18 protein-coding genes are annotated in these 15,528 nt (G+C 59.2%); 6 read left to right on the top strand and 12 right to left on the bottom strand.

What is annotated here, in order from left to right:
• Nucleotides 1–55: 55 nt before the first annotated feature.
• The 4 genes from G6L97_RS07435 to G6L97_RS07420 all read left to right on the top strand — a co-directional run bounded on the left by G6L97_RS07435 (nucleotide 56) and on the right by G6L97_RS07420 (nucleotide 3,662).
• Nucleotides 56–985 carry a glutaminase gene (locus tag G6L97_RS07435; protein WP_003495341.1) on the top strand — a complete coding sequence of 310 codons (930 nt, stop codon included), beginning with the start codon at nucleotides 56–58 and terminating at the stop codon, nucleotides 983–985.
• A gap of 63 nt (nucleotides 986–1,048) precedes the next feature.
• Nucleotides 1,049–1,963: a tRNA 2-thiocytidine(32) synthetase TtcA gene (gene ttcA / locus G6L97_RS07430; RefSeq protein ID WP_003516038.1), complete on the top strand. Its 915-nt coding sequence runs from the start codon at nucleotides 1,049–1,051 to the stop codon at nucleotides 1,961–1,963.
• A 16-nt stretch (nucleotides 1,964–1,979) separates the two neighbouring features.
• Nucleotides 1,980–2,807, top strand: coding sequence for an inositol monophosphatase family protein (locus G6L97_RS07425; protein WP_003516037.1), 828 nt, complete (start codon nucleotides 1,980–1,982; stop codon nucleotides 2,805–2,807).
• 30 nt (nucleotides 2,808–2,837) lie between these two features.
• Entirely contained in the window at nucleotides 2,838–3,662 is an 825-nt protein-coding gene (locus G6L97_RS07420) for an inositol monophosphatase family protein (protein ID WP_003516036.1), read from the top strand.
• A 74-nt stretch (nucleotides 3,663–3,736) separates the two neighbouring features.
• Here G6L97_RS07420 and G6L97_RS07415 read toward each other — a convergent pair whose 3' ends face one another.
• The 3 genes from G6L97_RS07415 to G6L97_RS07405 all read right to left on the bottom strand — a co-directional run bounded on the left by G6L97_RS07415 (nucleotide 3,737) and on the right by G6L97_RS07405 (nucleotide 5,841).
• A complete protein-coding gene (locus tag G6L97_RS07415; RefSeq protein WP_026331057.1) occupies nucleotides 3,737–4,945 on the bottom strand; it encodes a multidrug effflux MFS transporter in 1,209 nt (402 codons plus the stop codon).
• Between the two features lie 138 nt (nucleotides 4,946–5,083).
• Complete coding sequence (grxD, locus tag G6L97_RS07410) at nucleotides 5,084–5,419, bottom strand: Grx4 family monothiol glutaredoxin (RefSeq protein ID WP_003516034.1); 336 nt, start codon at nucleotides 5,417–5,419, stop codon at nucleotides 5,084–5,086.
• Nucleotides 5,420–5,589: 170 nt separating this feature from the next.
• Nucleotides 5,590–5,841, bottom strand: coding sequence for a hypothetical protein (locus tag G6L97_RS07405; RefSeq protein WP_013636391.1), 252 nt, complete (start codon nucleotides 5,839–5,841; stop codon nucleotides 5,590–5,592).
• A 109-nt stretch (nucleotides 5,842–5,950) separates the two neighbouring features.
• On the opposite strand from G6L97_RS07405, the gene G6L97_RS07400 reads away from it, so the two are divergent.
• Nucleotides 5,951–7,099 carry a hypothetical protein gene (locus tag G6L97_RS07400; protein WP_111782424.1) on the top strand — a complete coding sequence of 383 codons (1,149 nt, stop codon included), beginning with the start codon at nucleotides 5,951–5,953 and terminating at the stop codon, nucleotides 7,097–7,099.
• A 136-nt stretch (nucleotides 7,100–7,235) separates the two neighbouring features.
• Here the strand turns inward: G6L97_RS07400 and G6L97_RS07395 are convergent, their stop codons facing one another.
• From G6L97_RS07395 to G6L97_RS07380, 4 genes are all read right to left on the bottom strand, one after another.
• Nucleotides 7,236–7,469, bottom strand: coding sequence for a BolA family protein (locus G6L97_RS07395; protein WP_003516012.1), 234 nt, complete (start codon nucleotides 7,467–7,469; stop codon nucleotides 7,236–7,238).
• Between the two features lie 16 nt (nucleotides 7,470–7,485).
• The gene (gene purL, locus G6L97_RS07390; RefSeq protein WP_003516011.1) at nucleotides 7,486–9,720 is read right to left on the bottom strand and encodes a phosphoribosylformylglycinamidine synthase subunit PurL; all 2,235 of its coding nucleotides are present in this window, start codon (nucleotides 9,718–9,720) and stop codon (nucleotides 7,486–7,488) included.
• A gap of 114 nt (nucleotides 9,721–9,834) precedes the next feature.
• Nucleotides 9,835–10,425 carry an acyloxyacyl hydrolase gene (locus G6L97_RS07385; RefSeq protein WP_111782426.1) on the bottom strand — a complete coding sequence of 197 codons (591 nt, stop codon included), beginning with the start codon at nucleotides 10,423–10,425 and terminating at the stop codon, nucleotides 9,835–9,837.
• 108 nt (nucleotides 10,426–10,533) lie between these two features.
• The gene (locus tag G6L97_RS07380; protein ID WP_111782427.1) at nucleotides 10,534–11,952 is read right to left on the bottom strand and encodes an aminotransferase-like domain-containing protein; all 1,419 of its coding nucleotides are present in this window, start codon (nucleotides 11,950–11,952) and stop codon (nucleotides 10,534–10,536) included.
• Between the two features lie 93 nt (nucleotides 11,953–12,045).
• On the opposite strand from G6L97_RS07380, the gene G6L97_RS07375 reads away from it, so the two are divergent.
• Nucleotides 12,046–12,351: a DUF1127 domain-containing protein gene (locus G6L97_RS07375; protein ID WP_003516008.1), complete on the top strand. Its 306-nt coding sequence runs from the start codon at nucleotides 12,046–12,048 to the stop codon at nucleotides 12,349–12,351.
• Between the two features lie 132 nt (nucleotides 12,352–12,483).
• Here G6L97_RS07375 and G6L97_RS07370 read toward each other — a convergent pair whose 3' ends face one another.
• From G6L97_RS07370 to G6L97_RS07350, 5 genes are all read right to left on the bottom strand, one after another.
• Nucleotides 12,484–12,891 (bottom strand): hypothetical protein, encoded by a 408-nt coding sequence (locus G6L97_RS07370; protein WP_003516006.1) that lies wholly within the window; start codon nucleotides 12,889–12,891, stop codon nucleotides 12,484–12,486.
• A gap of 83 nt (nucleotides 12,892–12,974) precedes the next feature.
• The gene (gene purQ, locus G6L97_RS07365; protein ID WP_003516005.1) at nucleotides 12,975–13,646 is read right to left on the bottom strand and encodes a phosphoribosylformylglycinamidine synthase subunit PurQ; all 672 of its coding nucleotides are present in this window, start codon (nucleotides 13,644–13,646) and stop codon (nucleotides 12,975–12,977) included.
• Between the two features lie 20 nt (nucleotides 13,647–13,666).
• Nucleotides 13,667–13,909 carry a phosphoribosylformylglycinamidine synthase subunit PurS gene (purS, locus tag G6L97_RS07360; protein ID WP_003495372.1) on the bottom strand — a complete coding sequence of 81 codons (243 nt, stop codon included), beginning with the start codon at nucleotides 13,907–13,909 and terminating at the stop codon, nucleotides 13,667–13,669.
• Between the two features lie 55 nt (nucleotides 13,910–13,964).
• A complete protein-coding gene (gene purC, locus G6L97_RS07355; protein ID WP_003516002.1) occupies nucleotides 13,965–14,729 on the bottom strand; it encodes a phosphoribosylaminoimidazolesuccinocarboxamide synthase in 765 nt (254 codons plus the stop codon).
• A 183-nt stretch (nucleotides 14,730–14,912) separates the two neighbouring features.
• A complete protein-coding gene (locus G6L97_RS07350) occupies nucleotides 14,913–15,476 on the bottom strand; it encodes an alpha/beta hydrolase (RefSeq protein ID WP_003516000.1) in 564 nt (187 codons plus the stop codon).
• Between the last annotated feature and the right edge of the window lie 52 nt (nucleotides 15,477–15,528).

Below are 15,528 nucleotides of genomic sequence, written 5' to 3'. Positions count from 1 at the left end.
TATTGAGAAAGCCGCCCCTCGGGGCGGCTTTTTTGTTTGCTGGGGAAGGCTTTGCATGCAGGACATTCAGGCGATCGTCGATTCCATTTACGACAGCATGGTGCCGCGCCTGGGCGAGGGCAAGGTTGCGGATTACATTCCGGAACTCGCCAAGGTCGATCCGAACCAGTTCGGTATCGCCATCACCACTGTCGACGGAACCACCTATACGGCCGGCAATGCGCTCACGCCGTTTTCGATCCAGAGCATTTCCAAGGTCTTCATGCTGACGCTGGCGCTCGGTAAGGCGGGCGAGACGGTGTGGAACCGGGTGGGGCGTGAGCCGTCGGGGTCGTCCTTCAACTCCATCGTCCAGCTGGAGCATGAGCACGGCATTCCGCGCAATCCCTTCGTCAATGCCGGTGCCATCGTGGTGACGGATATCGTTCTTTCCGGCCACCAGCCGCGCGAGGCGATTGGCGAGCTTCTGCGTTTCGTCCGTTATCTCGCTGATGATGACACGATCAGCATTGATGACACCGTGGCGAAATCCGAGCAGGCGACGGGTTTCCGCAATTTCGCGCTTGCCAATTTCATGCGGTCCTTCGGCAATCTGCATCACCCTGTTGAATATACGCTGGGCGTCTATTTTCATCAGTGCGCGCTGTCCATGACCTGCGCGCAGCTTTCACGGGCCGGTCTTTTCCTTGCGAATCGCGGCCGCAATCCGCTGAGTGGTCATACGGTTGTGTCAGACCGACGCGCGCGGCGCATCAATGCGCTGATGTTGACCTGCGGCCATTATGACGGATCGGGCGATTTCGCCTATCATGTCGGCCTGCCGGGCAAGAGCGGCGTGGGCGGCGGCATCATGGCAGTGGCGCCGGGCAAGGCGTCGATTGCGGTCTGGTCGCCGGGTCTGAACAAGGTTGGCAATTCGGCGCTTGGGTCGCATGCACTGGAAATGCTGGCGACGAAAACCGGCTGGTCGGTATTCGGGGCTTGATATTGCGGGCGGATGCGGGCATTTCCTGCATTGAAAATGGCTGAATGCCAGAGCGGGCTAATCATGAACATTGTCACCAGCATCGCAGATGAGGTCGAGGCCGATCAGGACCTGGCCGGAGAAAATGGCGCTTCGCATCCGCTGTTCGACGCGGCACCCCGTTCTGTCTCCTTCAACAAGCTGCGCAAGCGGCTGTTGCGCAATGTACGTCAGGCCTTCGGGGATTTTGGCATGCTGAACGGCCAGAAGCGCTGGCTGGTAGGCCTTTCCGGCGGCAAGGACAGCTACGGCCTTCTGGCGCTGCTGCTTGATCTGAAGTGGCGCGGCCTTTTGCCCGTGGAACTCATTGCCTGCAATCTGGATCAGGGCCAGCCGAATTTCCCCAAGCATGTCCTGCCGGAATATCTGGCGAAGATCGGCGTCGCACATCGCATCGAATATCGCGACACTTATTCCGTTGTGAAGGAAAAGGTGCCGGCGGGTGGCACCTATTGTTCGCTCTGTTCGCGGCTGCGGCGCGGCAATCTCTACCGTATTGCGCGGGAAGAGGGCTGCGACGCGCTCGTGCTCGGCCATCACCGGGAGGATATTCTCGAGACCTTCTTCATGAACTTCTTCCATGGCGGCCGTCTGGCTGGCATGCCGGCAAAGCTGATGAACGACGAGGGCGACCTGATGGTGCTGCGCCCGCTTGCCTATTGCGCCGAAGAGGATATGGCGAAATTCGCGGCGGCGATGGAATTCCCGATTATTCCCTGTGACCTCTGCGGCTCGCAGGACGGGCTTCAGCGCAATGCCATGAAGGAGATGCTGGCTGACATCGAAAGGCGTATGCCGGGCCGCAAGGACGTGATGCTGCGGGCGCTTGCCCATGTCAATCCATCGCATCTGCTCGACCCGAAGCTTTTTGATTTCTCGGCGCTCTCTGTCACCGGCGCGTCACCTGAAGAGCGTACGGAGGCCAGCCCTCCCTTATGAAGAAGTGCCCTTAGCGATGACCCTTTCCGATAAAGATATCGACTTTCTGATTTCCACCGTTGCCGCTGCCGGCCGCCAGGAAATCATGCCCCGCTTCCGCAATCTCGACGCAGGCGCGATTTCCGAAAAGACCTCTGCGGTCGATCTCGTCACCGAGGCGGATATTCTGACGGAAAAGGCGATAACCGCCGCTCTTCTGCAACGGTTTCCGAAGGCCCATATTGTCGGCGAAGAGGCCTATGACGCGGATCAATCCGTTATTCCTGCCCTTGCCGATGCACCATTTGCCTTCGTGATCGATCCAATCGACGGCACTTTCAACTATGCTTCCGGTTTTCCAGCTTTCGGCACGCTGCTCGCCGTCACCGTCAAGGGTGAGACGGTCGCAGGCATCATCCACGATCCTGTCATGGGTGATACCATCCTTGCTCTCAAAGGCGAGGGCGCTTATCTCCACCGCAAGGACGGCTCACAGGCAAGGCTCAAGGTTGCCGATCCCCTGCCATTGTCCGAAATGGTCGGCATATTTTCCTGGGGTCACAGCCATGAAGATCGCCGCCCGGTGATCGCCGCCAATATGGCCAAGATCAAGATGGCGCTTTCAATCAATTGCTCGGCTCATGAATATTGGCTTGCCTCGACTGGCAAGCTGCACTTCATCGGCCACGAAAAGCTGATGCCCTGGGATCATCTCGCCGGCGTTCTCATTCATCAGGAAGCGGGCGGCTACACGGCCCGTTTCGACAATACGCCCTACCGGCCAGGACAGACGACAGGCGGCATCCTGTCGGCACCCGACAAGGAAAGCTGGAAGATGCTGCGCCGGGAAATCGTGGCCTTATAATATTGATGCTTAAATAGAAGGATACCGCCCATGGCTATCGAACTCGACATCGCCTCTCTCGCCAATGCGCTTCAGGAGGCGGCGGCAGTGGAAATCCTGCCGAGGTTCCGTAATCTGGGTGAGGGCGACGTCAGGATAAAGAGCGAGGCGATAGACCTCGTAACCGAGGCTGACGAGGCTGCTGAGCGGCTGATCCGCGCCCGCGTGCAGGAAATCATGCCGCAGGCGCTGTTCATCGGTGAAGAGGCCGTTGCGGCGGATGCCTCGCTGCTTGGCAAGCTTGCGGATGCGGATCTTGCCGTGGTGGTCGATCCGATCGATGGCACCTACAACTTCGCGTCGGGCCTGCCGCTGTTTGGCGTGATGATGAGCGTCATCTCCAAGGGCGAGACCGTTGCCGGTCTCATTTTCGATCCGATGGGCAATGACTGGGCGATTGCCGAAAAGGGTTCCGGCGCATGGCTTTGTGCCGCCGATGGTTCGCAGACGCAGATGTCCGTCGTGCCCGCACCGGCACTGTCGCAGATGGTCGGCATCGCCAACACCGGTTATTTTGACGTGGAGACCCGCCGCAAGATTCTCATGAACCTCGCGGATGTGCGGCTCTTCACCAGCTACCGTTGTGCTGCGCATGAATACCGCGTGTTCTGCGGCGGCCACATGCATTTCCTGATGTACAACAAGCTTATGCCCTGGGATCATCTCGCTGGCACCCTGCTTTCGCAGGAAGCGGGCGCCTACGCCGCCCGTTTTGACGGCTCGCCTTACCTGCCGCGCCACCTTGAAGGTGGCCTGCTGCTTGCTCCTGATCAGGAGACATGGGAATTGCTGCGCGAGAAGATTTTCACGGTTTGAGTGAAGTTCGGCTTTGATCAACAAAAAAGGGCGCGGAACCGAGTTCCGCGCCCTTTTTATTTGTCTGTCCGCCCTTAGTGCGTCGGCTTGTTGTGGGCCTGAAACAGTACGCCCTTTTCTCCGATAAGCACGAAGACGAGGCCTATAATGGAGACGGCGAAGAAGCCGGCTACCATTGGCAGCGCCGTGCCATCAAAAGCCTGACCGATAACGGCACCGATCAGCGAACCGCCGACGGTTCCCATGAAGCCAATAACGGACGAGGCCGTGCCGGCGACATGGCCGAGCGGCTCCATGGCGAGCGAGTTGAAGTTCGAGCCGATCCAGCCGAACTGGAACATGGCAAGCGCGAAGAACACGATGAAGATCGCAAAGGGCATCGGTTCCGGCCCGACCATCTGTACCACCAGCCACACGAAGGTGATGGCGATGAAGCCGAGCAGCGACCCGTGCGACAGCTTGCGCATGCCAAACCTGCCGACAAGCCTTGCATTGATGAAGGACGAGAAGGCCATGAACAGGGCGACGCCCGCAAAAGCGGCCGCAAACCATGCGCCCAGGCCGTAGATGCCCTTATAGACCTGTTCGGCGGAATTGATGAAGCCGAACAGCGCACCGAAGATGAATGTGCTGGAGAGCGTGTAACAGAGCGCAATACGGTTGGTGAGCACGATCTTGAAGCCACCGAGGATCGAACGAACCGTGAAAGGCCTGACGTCATCGGCATGCAGGGTTTCCGGCAGGCGGAAATACATCCAGGCGGTCACGACGGCGGCAATTCCGGCCATGAAGGCGAAGATAAGGTGCCAGTCACCGAAAAACAGCACGATCTGGCCAGTGCCGGGTGCGATGACCGGAACGACCATGAATACCATCATGATCAGCGACATGACTTCCGCCATCTGACGTCCGCCATAGATGTCGCGCACGATCGAAATGGTGATGACGCGCGTCGCCGCAGAGCCGATGCCCTGAATGAAGCGCAGAACCAGCAGGCCAGTGAATGACGGTACGAAGACGACGGCAATGGCCGAGACGATGTAGATTGCCAGCCCGACGAGCATCGGCTTGCGGCGCCCGAAACGGTCCGAGATCGGTCCGTACAGAAGCTGGGCAATGCCGAAGCCTAGAAGATAGCTGGAAATGACGTATTGACGGTGGTTTTCATTCACGACGCCAAGTGACGCGCCGATTTCCTGAAGGCCGGGAAGCATGATGTCGATGGCAAGCGCATTCAGCGCCATCAGCATCGCGGCAAGCGCGATGAATTCCGTGCGCCCCATCGAAACGGCGCGCGAAGTGGTGGATTGTGAAAGTTCTGTCACAGGATTGCCCCAAAAAGAACGGCAAAGGCGTTGCATGAAGCAACGCCTGGCATAAGTTTTCTGACAATCAGGGTGGGCCGGATGAACCGGCCGAAATCAGGCCGCGCCGCGGACGCTGATACCCTGTTCTTGGAAGTGATTTTGAAGTTCACCGGACTGGAACATCTCTCTTACGATGTCACAGCCGCCGACGAATTCGCCCTTGACGTAGAGCTGCGGGATGGTCGGCCAGTTGGAATAATCCTTGATGCCCTGACGGATGTCGGCATCGGCGAGCACATTGACGCCCTTGTAGTCGACGCCAAGATAGTCGAGAATCTGTACGACCTGACCGGAAAAACCGCACTGCGGGAATTGCGGGGTGCCCTTCATGAAAAGAACGATGTCGTTGCTCTTCACTTCACTGTCGATCATATCGTGAATGCCGCTCATAGGCCTATTCCTTTCACATGCGGTTCAAGGCCGCTGCTTTGACTTTGTCCCTAAATAACATGTCGCGGCGCGATTTCCACCCGGGAAGCGTAAAAAATACGCTGCTGTGTAGTCGCAAAGTGACGGCCGAAACCTTGGCTACCAGGTGGGAAGCACGCTGAGGTGATGCATCATCGAAGCCGCTGTCTGCTGCGCGCGGCGGCGGTGCGTCTTTTGCTCACCTGTTTTTTGGCCGGCTTGGGTTTGACGGCTGCTTTGATTGCCGCTTCCAGCACGGAGCCGACGATGCCGCCTGCGAGGGACGTGTTACTTTTGGTCCGGCGGCGGATGCGGCGGGTTTTGCGAAGGCCTGTCTTGGCGAGGACTTCGGACAGAGCGCCTTTGACGACGCCGTTTAGCAATTGATCGACGATCCCAGACAAAATTCCCTCGCAACAAATAAATCATATTTCCGTCGCGTTTTTTACTATACGTGCATCGCCCACTGTATCAAGCGATCCTTTCGGGTGTCTCCAGCCCGAGGGTTTATGCATGCCGACCGTCAAGTCACGACTTGTTCTTTATTTCCCGGGCTTCGATCCGCTCGATGCGGCTGCGCATCATCTGCGCTATCAGCGGGCGGCAGCGCTTGCTGGCAAGACGTGGGATGTCAATTATGCCGTGGGTGCGCTGGAGAACTCGCCGGCTGGCGAAACATTCTCGGTGGAGGCCTCGGCCGGCGACTGGCGGACGCGTTCCACCATCTTCGTCTACGACCACAATGCTGTGATATCGCGCCTGCGGGATGCGCCACTCTGGCGGCAGATCGCACTAGGCTTTGCGGCTGCGGCCGGTATCGTCGCGGAAGGTGGTGCAGGGCGTTACCTCCGTCATGCCTGGCGTTTCGGCCTGTTCTTCATTTTCCCGTTTCTGCTGATGCTGGTGGGGGGTGCGCTTGCGGCGGGGATCGCGCTCTCGCCATGGCTGTTCGGTTTGCCGCTCTGGTTGCTTGCGATCAGTCTTCCCGCTGCGGCCTTGTTCTTCGTGAAGGCGTTTCTGCCTTTCGCCGAGCGGTTTCATACGTTGCATCTTTATGCCGATTGGCGCTTTGCGCTGGCCGTCGGGCGCGATGAGCCGATTGCCCGCAACTGGATCGAAGAGAAGGCAGCCCTCGTTCTCAAGGCGCTGGAGCAGCCGTCTGAGGAGGTTCTGGTCGTGTCGCATAGCATGGGCGCCAGCCTGGCGCTCGCCGTGATAGGCCGTGTGCTGGAACTGCGGCCAGATGCGCTGGATGGCCGGAAGCTTTCCTTTGCGACGCTCGGTGGCGCTGCGCTGCAATGCGCGCTGCTGTCGAGTGCGGACAGGCTTCGCCAGAGCGTCGGCGTGATTGCGCGTCACCCTGAAGTGACATGGTTCGATATCCAGTGCCTGACGGATCCGATCCACCTCTACCGCTGCAACACCGTGGCGCTGACCGGGCACAAGGATGCGCCGCAGCCGAAGATCGTGCCGATCCGTTTCAAGCACTCGCTTTCACCCGACCGCTACAAAAAGAACAAGCGCAACTTCCTGCGCATGCACCGGCAATATGTTCTGGGGCCGGACCGCAAGTCCGGTTACGATTTTACCCTGCTGACGGCTGGGCCGTTGCCGGCTGCCTCCTTTGCCGATCTGGAATCGCAGCAGCCACCTGTTTTGTAAGCGGCACGCGCCATTTGCCGGAAAAGAAAAGGCCCGCGTGACAGTCTCCCGCGGGCCTTTTTCAATCCATGGCTTCAAGCGTTGCCGCGGCAAGGACAGTGAAACCGTCCTGCCGGAGACGCTTTTCCGGGCGCAGTCATTCGGGAGCCGAGGTCTGCAGGGCAAGGGCGTGCAGAACACCGCCCATATTGCCCTTCAGCGCGTCATAGACCATCTGGTGCTGCTGCACGCGGGTCTTGCCCTTGAAAGCATCCGCGACGACTTCCGCCGCGTAATGATCGCCATCACCGGCCAGATCGCGGATCGTGACCTTTGCCCCGGGAATTCCCGCCTTAATCATGTCTTCAATGTCGCCGGGTTTCATGGGCATGGTGTATCTCCTTAATTCATTCTGCGGCGATTAGAGTTTCGCCATCCATGAATTGAGGGAACCACGATTCATAGGCCAAGTGCAATTCTTTAATCTCGATAGCGCGTGCCGTGCCCAGCTTTACGCTTGAGCCGCCGGTGACGCCGATCGCCGGGCAGGAAACGCCCGCTGCCTTCGCTGCCGCGCGCACTTCATCCAGATCGCTCTTCTTGACGGTCAGCACATAACGGCCCTGATCTTCGCCATAGAAGGTGAGGACGGGATTATGGCCCTCGACCGCGTCGATCGTCGCGCCGATGCCGGAGGAAATTGCCATTTCGGCAACCGCGAGAGCCAGGCCGCCCGAGGAGCAGTCGTGAACCGCTGTGGCAAGACCGTCTGCGATAAGGGCGCGGACGAAATCGCCATTTCTCTTTTCAGCTTCCAGATCGACATGCGGTGCCGGGCCATCGATGCGGCCATGCACGTCGCGCATGTAGACGGACTGGGCAATATGGGTGCCAAGACCGGCAGGCGCGCCCGCCAGCAGCACGACTTCGTCCGCGGCGGCAAAGCGGATGCGCGCCATACGGCCCCAGTCCTTCAGCAGGCCAACGCCGCCGATGGTGGGGGTGGGCAGGATCGCCTGACCGTTGGTCTCGTTGTAGAGCGAGACGTTGCCGGAAACGATCGGGAATTCCAGTACGCGGCAGGCTTCGCCGATGCCCTTGATGGCATGGACGAGCTGGCTCATGATCTCGGGCTTTTCCGGATTGCCGAAATTGAGGTTGTCGGTGGCCGCGAGCGGCAAAGCGCCGGTTGCGGTGATGTTGCGCCAGCATTCGGCCACGGCCTGCTTGCCGCCTTCAAAGGCGTCTGCCTCGACATAACGCGGTGTCACGTCGGAGGAGAAGGCGAGCGCCTTCTTGTCATGGCCTTCAACGCGGACAACGCCGGCATCGCCACCCGGCAGCTGCAGGGAATTGCCCTGGATCAGCGTGTCATACTGTTCGTAGACCCAGCGGCGCGAGGAGTTGTTGGCCGAACCGACCAGTGACACCAATGCGTCGGCAATGTCTGCATCAGGAACGTCGTTCTCCGCAAGCGGAGCCTGAACCTTGGCGGGCGTCCACGGGCGGTCGTATTCCGGAGCCTGATCACCGAGATCCTTGATCGGAAGGTTGGCGACTTCCTCGCCATTGTGCAGCACGCGGAAACGCAGGTCGTCGGTGGTCTTGCCGACGATGGCGAAGTCCAGGCCCCATTTGACGAAGATCGCCTTGGCGACTTCTTCCTTGGAGGGCTCGAGAACCATGAGCATGCGCTCCTGGCTTTCCGACAGCATCATTTCGTAGGCCGTCATGCGCTCTTCGCGCACCGGTACGGCGTTGAGATCAAGTTCGATGCCGAGATCGCCCTTGGCGCCCATTTCGACGGCCGAGCAGGTAAGGCCGGCGGCACCCATGTCCTGAATGGCGATGACTGCGCCTGTTTTCATCAGTTCGAGGCAGGCTTCCAGCAGGCACTTTTCGGTGAAGGGGTCGCCGACCTGAACGGTTGGGCGCTTTTCTTCGATCGACTCATCAAATTCGGCAGAGGCCATGGTCGCGCCGCCGACGCCGTCGCGGCCGGTCTTCGCACCGAGATACACCACCGGCAGGCCGACGCCCTTGGCTTCCGAAAGGAAGATCGCATCGGACTTGGCAAGTCCGGCGGCAAAGGCGTTGACGAGGATGTTGCCGTTATAGCGGGGATCGAATTCCACTTCGCCGCCGACGGTCGGCACGCCGAAGGAGTTGCCGTAACCGCCGACACCGGCGACGACGCCAGCCACGAGGTGGCGGGTCTTCGGATGGTCGGGTGCGCCGAAACGTAGCGCATTCATGGCTGCGATCGGGCGTGCGCCCATGGTGAAGACATCGCGCAGGATGCCGCCGACGCCGGTTGCCGCACCCTGATAGGGCTCGATGTAGGACGGATGGTTGTGGCTTTCCATCTTGAAGACGACGCAGTCGCCATCATCGATATCCACCACGCCGGCATTTTCGCCGGGGCCTTGAATGACGCGCGGGCCCGTGGTGGGCAGGGTCTTCAGCCATTTCTTGGAGGACTTGTAGGAGCAGTGCTCGTTCCACATGGCCGAGAAAATGCCAAGCTCGGTAAAGCTCGGCTCCCGTCCGATCAGGTCGAGGATACGCTGGTATTCGTCGGGCTTCAGCCCGTGGGATGCAACGAGTTCCGGGGTGATCTTGATGGAGTTTGGAATCGACATAGGTCTCACGCGGTTCGAGCCGAGGAAAGTTTCCGGTTCTTTAGCGCAAGAGGCCTCTCCGTGCGACAGGAAAATGCGCAGTTTTGCCAGCAAAACGCTGCTTTGTTGGGTTATTCAGAACTTGTAGCCGACCATAAGTCCGACACGCGTCAGCCCGTCATTGGGGCCGTCGCACAGATTGGCATGGGAGGCATGTTCGATCTGGGTCGAAATATTCCAGTTGCTATTGAAGCGATATCCGATGGCGGCATATTCATGAAAAAGCACGCGGCAACCGAATTCCGCGCCAGTTTCGCCCGGACCATTTCTCAGCCTGCCGTCATGCCACAGGCCGCCAAAGCCGAGGTCGACGAAAATCTTCGGATTGAGGTCGAAGGTCCAGTTGATACCGCCGTAAATGGTATTTGCTTCGCCCTCGGTGCCGATTTCCGCACCGAGATGCAGACGCGGTCGGGCAAGTTTTTCGCTAAAAGTGACAGCCGAGGCGCTCGCGAAAGGATCGAAATAGGCAGTGAAGGCCGGGAATACACCATCTTCGCCGCCACCATTGCGATCGGCGAGCGAGGTTGTGACCCCGAAACGCAATTCATCGAACACCGTGCCGTCTGCGGCGGCGGCCGGCGTTATGTCACTCAACACACATGCTGCGAAAACCATCGCGAGAGCAACAAATGCCCTGGCGGATATGGAACTGAATGCTGCCATCGAATCATTCCCCGCTCCGAAGTAGGGAAAGGATGGCAGATTCGTCGGCGTGGTAAATAATGAGTTACTGAATTAAGGGGGCGTGTTGCAGGAAAGACTCGTTCCCGCTCACGCCTCGCTTTCGTAGCCGGCTGAACCATTGTCGAGCAAATGCCGCAGGATACCCAGGGCATGCTTCAGTTCTTCCTGGTTTGACGGCCCGGAAAGGCTGATGCGGACACGGTGGTAAACCTTCTCCGTGCGCCCGGCCTTAAACTCGTCCTCGTCGTCTATCAGCACACCTTCCTTCATGGCAGCGCTGCGGAAGGTTCCAGACAGCCACGGTTCAGGCAGCCTCAGCCACAGAAAGGCGATGTCTGGCAGGGAGTTGAATTCCAGCCCTGCAAAGATGCGTCTGGCGAGGGCCTCGCGCTGGTTGATCTCGGCGATACAGTCCTTGCGGATGTCGTCTGCGTCGCCGCTGTTGACGAGGCGTGCATTCAGTTCGGCGAGCATGAACGGCAGTCCGCCGGTTATCATCGAATGCGAAATGCGAATTCTCGAGGCGAATTGCGCCGGGCAGGCGACCCAGCCACCCCTGACGCCGGCGGAAACGGATTTCGACAGGCCGCCGACAACGAAGGTAAGATCGGGCGCGAATTCCGCAATGAGTGGGATCGCATCCCGCGTCATGGCGCCATAGAGATTGTCCTCCACGATCCATACGCCGTATCTGCGGGCGATATCGGCGATCGCCCGCCGCCGCTCCTCGGGCAGGGTGGCGCAGGTCGGGTTCTGGCCCGCCGACATCAGGAAGATCATCTTTGGATGCTGTTGGGCGCAAACGCGCTCGAAATCATCGGGGAGAATGCCTTTCTCATCCACTTCCACCAGTGTTACCCGCCGTCCGGCAAGGGCGGCGCTGCGGCTGATATGGGAATAGGTGAGGGGTTCGAAAACGATACGGTCGCCCGGCGCGGTCATTGCCGTCACCACACTCATCACCGCAGCATGGGCGCCAAGCGTCGAAACGATGTTTTCCGGTTTCGGCGACCAGCCATTCTGGGAAAGCCAGCGAACGCCCGCCATGCACCAGTTGTCGGGAAAGGAGCGGGTGTAGTTGGAAATTTCGAACGAATGCTCTCTCGTCACGGCCTCGACGTGTTTGCTGACCAGCGCGCTCTGCCCGACATCGGGAGCAGCCGTGGTGTTCAGGCGGAATTCGGCGCTGGTGTCCACCGCGTAGCGCGTGCCGCCGAATGCCGATGCCGTCGGTTCCACGCGTGATAATGGGGCGGCAGCCTTACGCTCGTTGACATAGGTGCCACGGCCGACTTCGCCGCTGACGAGGCCGCGTTCGTGGATGAGGGCATATGCCCGGCTGATTGTACCGATTGTAACGCCCAGATCGAAAGCGAGATTGCGTTGCGGCGGCAATTTCGACCCGGCCTGCAAGATGCCATCCGAAATTGCGCCTTCGATCTTGTCCGCGAGGCGAAGGTAGATGGGGCCGTTGCCCTCGGTGATATCGGGAAGCCAATTTGTCATGGTGACAATTTATGCATTGTATCTGTCCGCAAGTCAATTGTATTTATCGGATGCAGTCAATGAGATCAAACGCACGGAGACAATAGGTGCAATATGCGCAAGATGGATCAATACCTTTCGACAGCGGATACGCTTTATCCTGACGGCTACGAACGGGAACGCGTGTTCCGCGATACCGGCGACATGGTCGCACCGTCGCCCTTTCCGGCCCGGATCGCTCACACGCTTATTGGCCGCCTGATTGCAGGATTGTCCAACTGGCATGGCAAACGTCAGGGACGGCTTGCCTTGCGGGAATTGTCCGACGATCTTCTGGACGATATCGGCGTTACGCGGGACGAGGCCTTGAAGGAGGCCGCGAGATCGCAGCTGTTTTCATGGCCGTCGCGGCCGCTTTGATTTTCTGCCGGAGAGCGGCGCCATCTTTCCCCGGTGCCTGAACAGCCATTCGGCAGGCCCGCCACGCCAGTCCCAACCGGCGTCGGCGGGTCTTTTTTGTATTTGGCCGGCTTTTAGCGCAGTTTTGCCCGATCAGCAGCCCTTGCCGCCATTCGCCCAGCGTTTGACGTCGGTTGCGATGCGCCCGGAGATGGCTTCGTTCATAACGGGGCCGAAAGCGTCGAGCTTTGCCGGGTTGCCTTCTGCCTGAATAACCAGCATCGGGCGCGATTCCGGGCTGTTGCGCGGTACGAGCAGAATGCGCGGACGGCCCGAGAAGGAGTTGAGTTCGGGCGCCAGGCGATAGGCCTTGAACGCCGGATCGCCCGATTTGAACCAGCAAGCATTGGCGCCAAGCGCGATTCGCTCCATCGTCGGTAATGCCGCACGGGATGCGGAGGACGATGCCGGTTGCGGCTTGGGCTGGCACGCAGCAAGCGCTGCTGCGGCGAGAAGCAATCCAGCGGCCTTCGGGGCGTGGGAACGGAGCAGGCGGTTCATCGCGTCATCCAAGGTAAGGGCCAAAAACTGGAGCCATAAAGAGCATCATCGGGAAGAGGGCAGGCGGATGGCCCGCCCGCTTGTCAGGCTGCGATAACGCCAAGCGCCGAGGCGAAGAGGCCACGGCCGTCATTGCCGCCATGGGCAGCTTCGATCAGGTTTTCCGGGTGCGGCATCATGCCGAGAACGTTGCCCTTGGCGTTGATGACGCCGGCAATGTCGTTCAGCGAACCGTTCGGATTGGTGCCATCTGCATAACGGAAAACGACCTGACCGTTGTCTTCGACGGACTTAAGCTCATCCGTATCGAGGAAATAGTTGCCATCGTGGTGGGCGACGGGGCAGCGCAGAACCTGGCCCTTGTCATAGGCGCGGGTGAATTCGGTGTCGTTGTTGACGACTTCGAGTTTCACTTCGCGGCAGACGAATTTCAGTGAGGCGTTGCGCATCAGCGCGCCCGGCAGCATGCCCGCTTCGACCAAAATCTGGAAGCCGTTGCAGACGCCGAGAACCTTGACGCCCTGCTCAGCCTTTTCGCGAATGGCCTGCATGACCGGCATGCGTGCAGCAATTGCGCCGCAACGTAGATAGTCGCCATAGGAAAAGCCGCCCGGAATGACGATCAGGTCGACATCCGGGATAGTCGTCTCCGTCTGCCAGATGGTGACGGGCGCCTTGCCGGAGATTTTCGTGAGTGCCGCGATCATGTCGCGATCGCGGTTGAGGCCGGGAAGTTGGACGACAGCGGATTTCATGGTCGGCGGCTCCTGCGGCTTTAGAGAATGGCGATAGAGTAGTTTTCGATAACCGTATTGGCCAAGAGCTTTTCGCACATCGCCTTCAGGTCGGTCTCGGCCTTGGCCTTGTCTGCACCTTCCAGTTCCAGATCGAAGACCTTGCCCTGACGGACATGGCCGACGCCACCGAAACCGAGGCTGCCGAGTGCGCCTTCGATTGCCTTGCCCTGCGGATCGAGAACGCCGTTCTTCAGCGTAACAGTCACCCGTGCCTTGATCACCTGATCTTCTCCTGATTTTACCTTGCTAGGCCGATATTATTTCACGAGGCCGAAATTACTTTACCAGGACAGGGCCGGTGCCGCGGATCGGTTCGTTTTCATTGATGATGCCGAGACGGCGTGCCACTTCGGAATAGGCTTCCACGAGGCCGCCCATGTCGCGGCGGAACAGGTCCTTGTCCATTTTTTTCTGGGTCTCGATGTCCCACAGGCGGCAGCTGTCGGGCGAAATCTCGTCGGCGAGGATGATGCGCATCATGTCGCCTTCAAACAGGCGGCCGCATTCGATTTTGAAGTCGACCAGCTGGATGCCGACGCCCAAGAACAGGCCGGACAGGAAGTCGTTGACACGGATTGCCAGTGCCATGATGTCGTCAAGCTCGGCAGGGTTGGCCCAGCCGAAGGCCGTGATGTGCTCTTCGGAGACCATCGGGTCTTCCAGCTCGTCGGACTTGTAGTAGAACTCGATGATGGAGCGCGGCAGAACCACGCCTTCATCGATGCCAAGTCGCTTCGACAGCGAGCCGGCGGCGACATTGCGCACGACGATCTCGAGCGGGATCATCTCGACTTCCTTGATCAACTGCTCGCGCATGTTGAGGCGGCGAATGAAGTGTGTGGGAATGCCGATCTTGTTCAGATGCGTGAAAACATATTCACAAATCCGGTTGTTCAACACACCTTTGCCGTCGATGACTTCGTGTTTTTTCTTGTTGAAGGCAGTCGCATCGTCCTTGAAGAACTGGATAAGCGTGCCTGGCTCCGGACCTTCGTAGAGGATCTTGGCCTTGCCTTCGTAAATACGGCGGCGACGGTTCATAATGGCAGGTCTCTTGGTTCACGCCGATTCTGGTGGCGTTGCGTTTCTGTCTTTGAGCGGTCCCATAAAGGAAAAGAGTGCATTCTACAATGCGGCTCGCATATCTTCCCTTCAATTCTTGTGTCGGGCGGAAGAATGTTGCCCGGCCGAAAATCGACCGGCTTCAGCGGCTGGCCGCGATGGTCAGGGCTCGTTCACCTTGAGGCGGCTCAGGAACTGGGCAAATACCATGCCACCCTCGGGCCAGGGGCCATGGCCAGACTCGGCGTTGATATGGCCGGACATGCCTGCATCCACCAACATCGCACCCCAGGCGGCGGCAATATCGTCGGCATGCTCGTAGGATCCGAAGGGATCGTTGCGGCTGGCAATTGTGATTGCCGGAAACGGCAATGGATCGCGCGGATAGGGACCGAAGGTCATCAGATGTTTCGGCCTGATATCGGGATTGGCGACATCCGGCGGCGCCACCAGAAGCGCGCCTGCAACCTTCTTGCCGATTTCCGGAAGGGCGTGGATGACGGTCGGCACACCCAGCGAATGAGCGACGATGACAACGGGCTTGGTCGAGGCGTTAACCTCTTCCACCAGCCGCGCGATCCAGTCTTCCTTCACCGGTTTTGACCATTCAGCCTGCTCGACGCGGCGCGCTGTCGAAAGCTTGCGCTCCCAGCGGGTCTGCCAGTGGTCAGGACCGGAATTGGTGTAACCCGGTACGATGAGAATATCTGCTTCTGAAACTTTCATGGGCCCTTATCTGTGGTTTCATGCCGTCGCGATCAAGGTCGCGACGGCATTA

The organism is Agrobacterium tumefaciens, from assembly GCF_013318015.2.
GTDB lineage: Bacteria > Pseudomonadota > Alphaproteobacteria > Rhizobiales > Rhizobiaceae > Agrobacterium > Agrobacterium tumefaciens.
The sequence above is the reverse complement of the archived record's forward strand: the minus strand, read 5'-3'. Positions and strand labels throughout refer to the sequence as shown.

Bases quoted from the DNA above. Each gene is read 5' to 3' on its own strand.
- G6L97_RS07375 (WP_003516008.1), top strand. From the start codon at position 12,046: ATGCGCAAGATGGATCAATACCTTTCGACAGCGGATACGCTTTATCCT.
- grxD (WP_003516034.1), bottom strand. From the start codon at position 5,419: ATGAGCGGCATTCACGATATGATCGACAGTGAAGTGAAGAGCAACGAC.
- G6L97_RS07385 (WP_111782426.1), bottom strand. From the start codon at position 10,425: ATGGCAGCATTCAGTTCCATATCCGCCAGGGCATTTGTTGCTCTCGCG.
- ttcA (WP_003516038.1), top strand. From the start codon at position 1,049: ATGAACATTGTCACCAGCATCGCAGATGAGGTCGAGGCCGATCAGGAC.
- G6L97_RS07420 (WP_003516036.1), top strand. From the start codon at position 2,838: ATGGCTATCGAACTCGACATCGCCTCTCTCGCCAATGCGCTTCAGGAG.
- purC (WP_003516002.1), bottom strand. From the start codon at position 14,729: ATGAACCGTCGCCGCCGTATTTACGAAGGCAAGGCCAAGATCCTCTAC.
- purL (WP_003516011.1), bottom strand. From the start codon at position 9,720: ATGTCGATTCCAAACTCCATCAAGATCACCCCGGAACTCGTTGCATCC.
- G6L97_RS07415 (WP_026331057.1), bottom strand. From the start codon at position 4,945: ATGGGGCGCACGGAATTCATCGCGCTTGCCGCGATGCTGATGGCGCTG.
- G6L97_RS07435 (WP_003495341.1), top strand. From the start codon at position 56: ATGCAGGACATTCAGGCGATCGTCGATTCCATTTACGACAGCATGGTG.
- G6L97_RS07425 (WP_003516037.1), top strand. From the start codon at position 1,980: ATGACCCTTTCCGATAAAGATATCGACTTTCTGATTTCCACCGTTGCC.
- G6L97_RS07400 (WP_111782424.1), top strand. From the start codon at position 5,951: ATGCCGACCGTCAAGTCACGACTTGTTCTTTATTTCCCGGGCTTCGAT.
- G6L97_RS07350 (WP_003516000.1), bottom strand. From the start codon at position 15,476: ATGAAAGTTTCAGAAGCAGATATTCTCATCGTACCGGGTTACACCAAT.
- purQ (WP_003516005.1), bottom strand. From the start codon at position 13,646: ATGAAATCCGCTGTCGTCCAACTTCCCGGCCTCAACCGCGATCGCGAC.
- G6L97_RS07380 (WP_111782427.1), bottom strand. From the start codon at position 11,952: ATGACAAATTGGCTTCCCGATATCACCGAGGGCAACGGCCCCATCTAC.
- G6L97_RS07370 (WP_003516006.1), bottom strand. From the start codon at position 12,891: ATGAACCGCCTGCTCCGTTCCCACGCCCCGAAGGCCGCTGGATTGCTT.
- G6L97_RS07395 (WP_003516012.1), bottom strand. From the start codon at position 7,469: ATGCCCATGAAACCCGGCGACATTGAAGACATGATTAAGGCGGGAATT.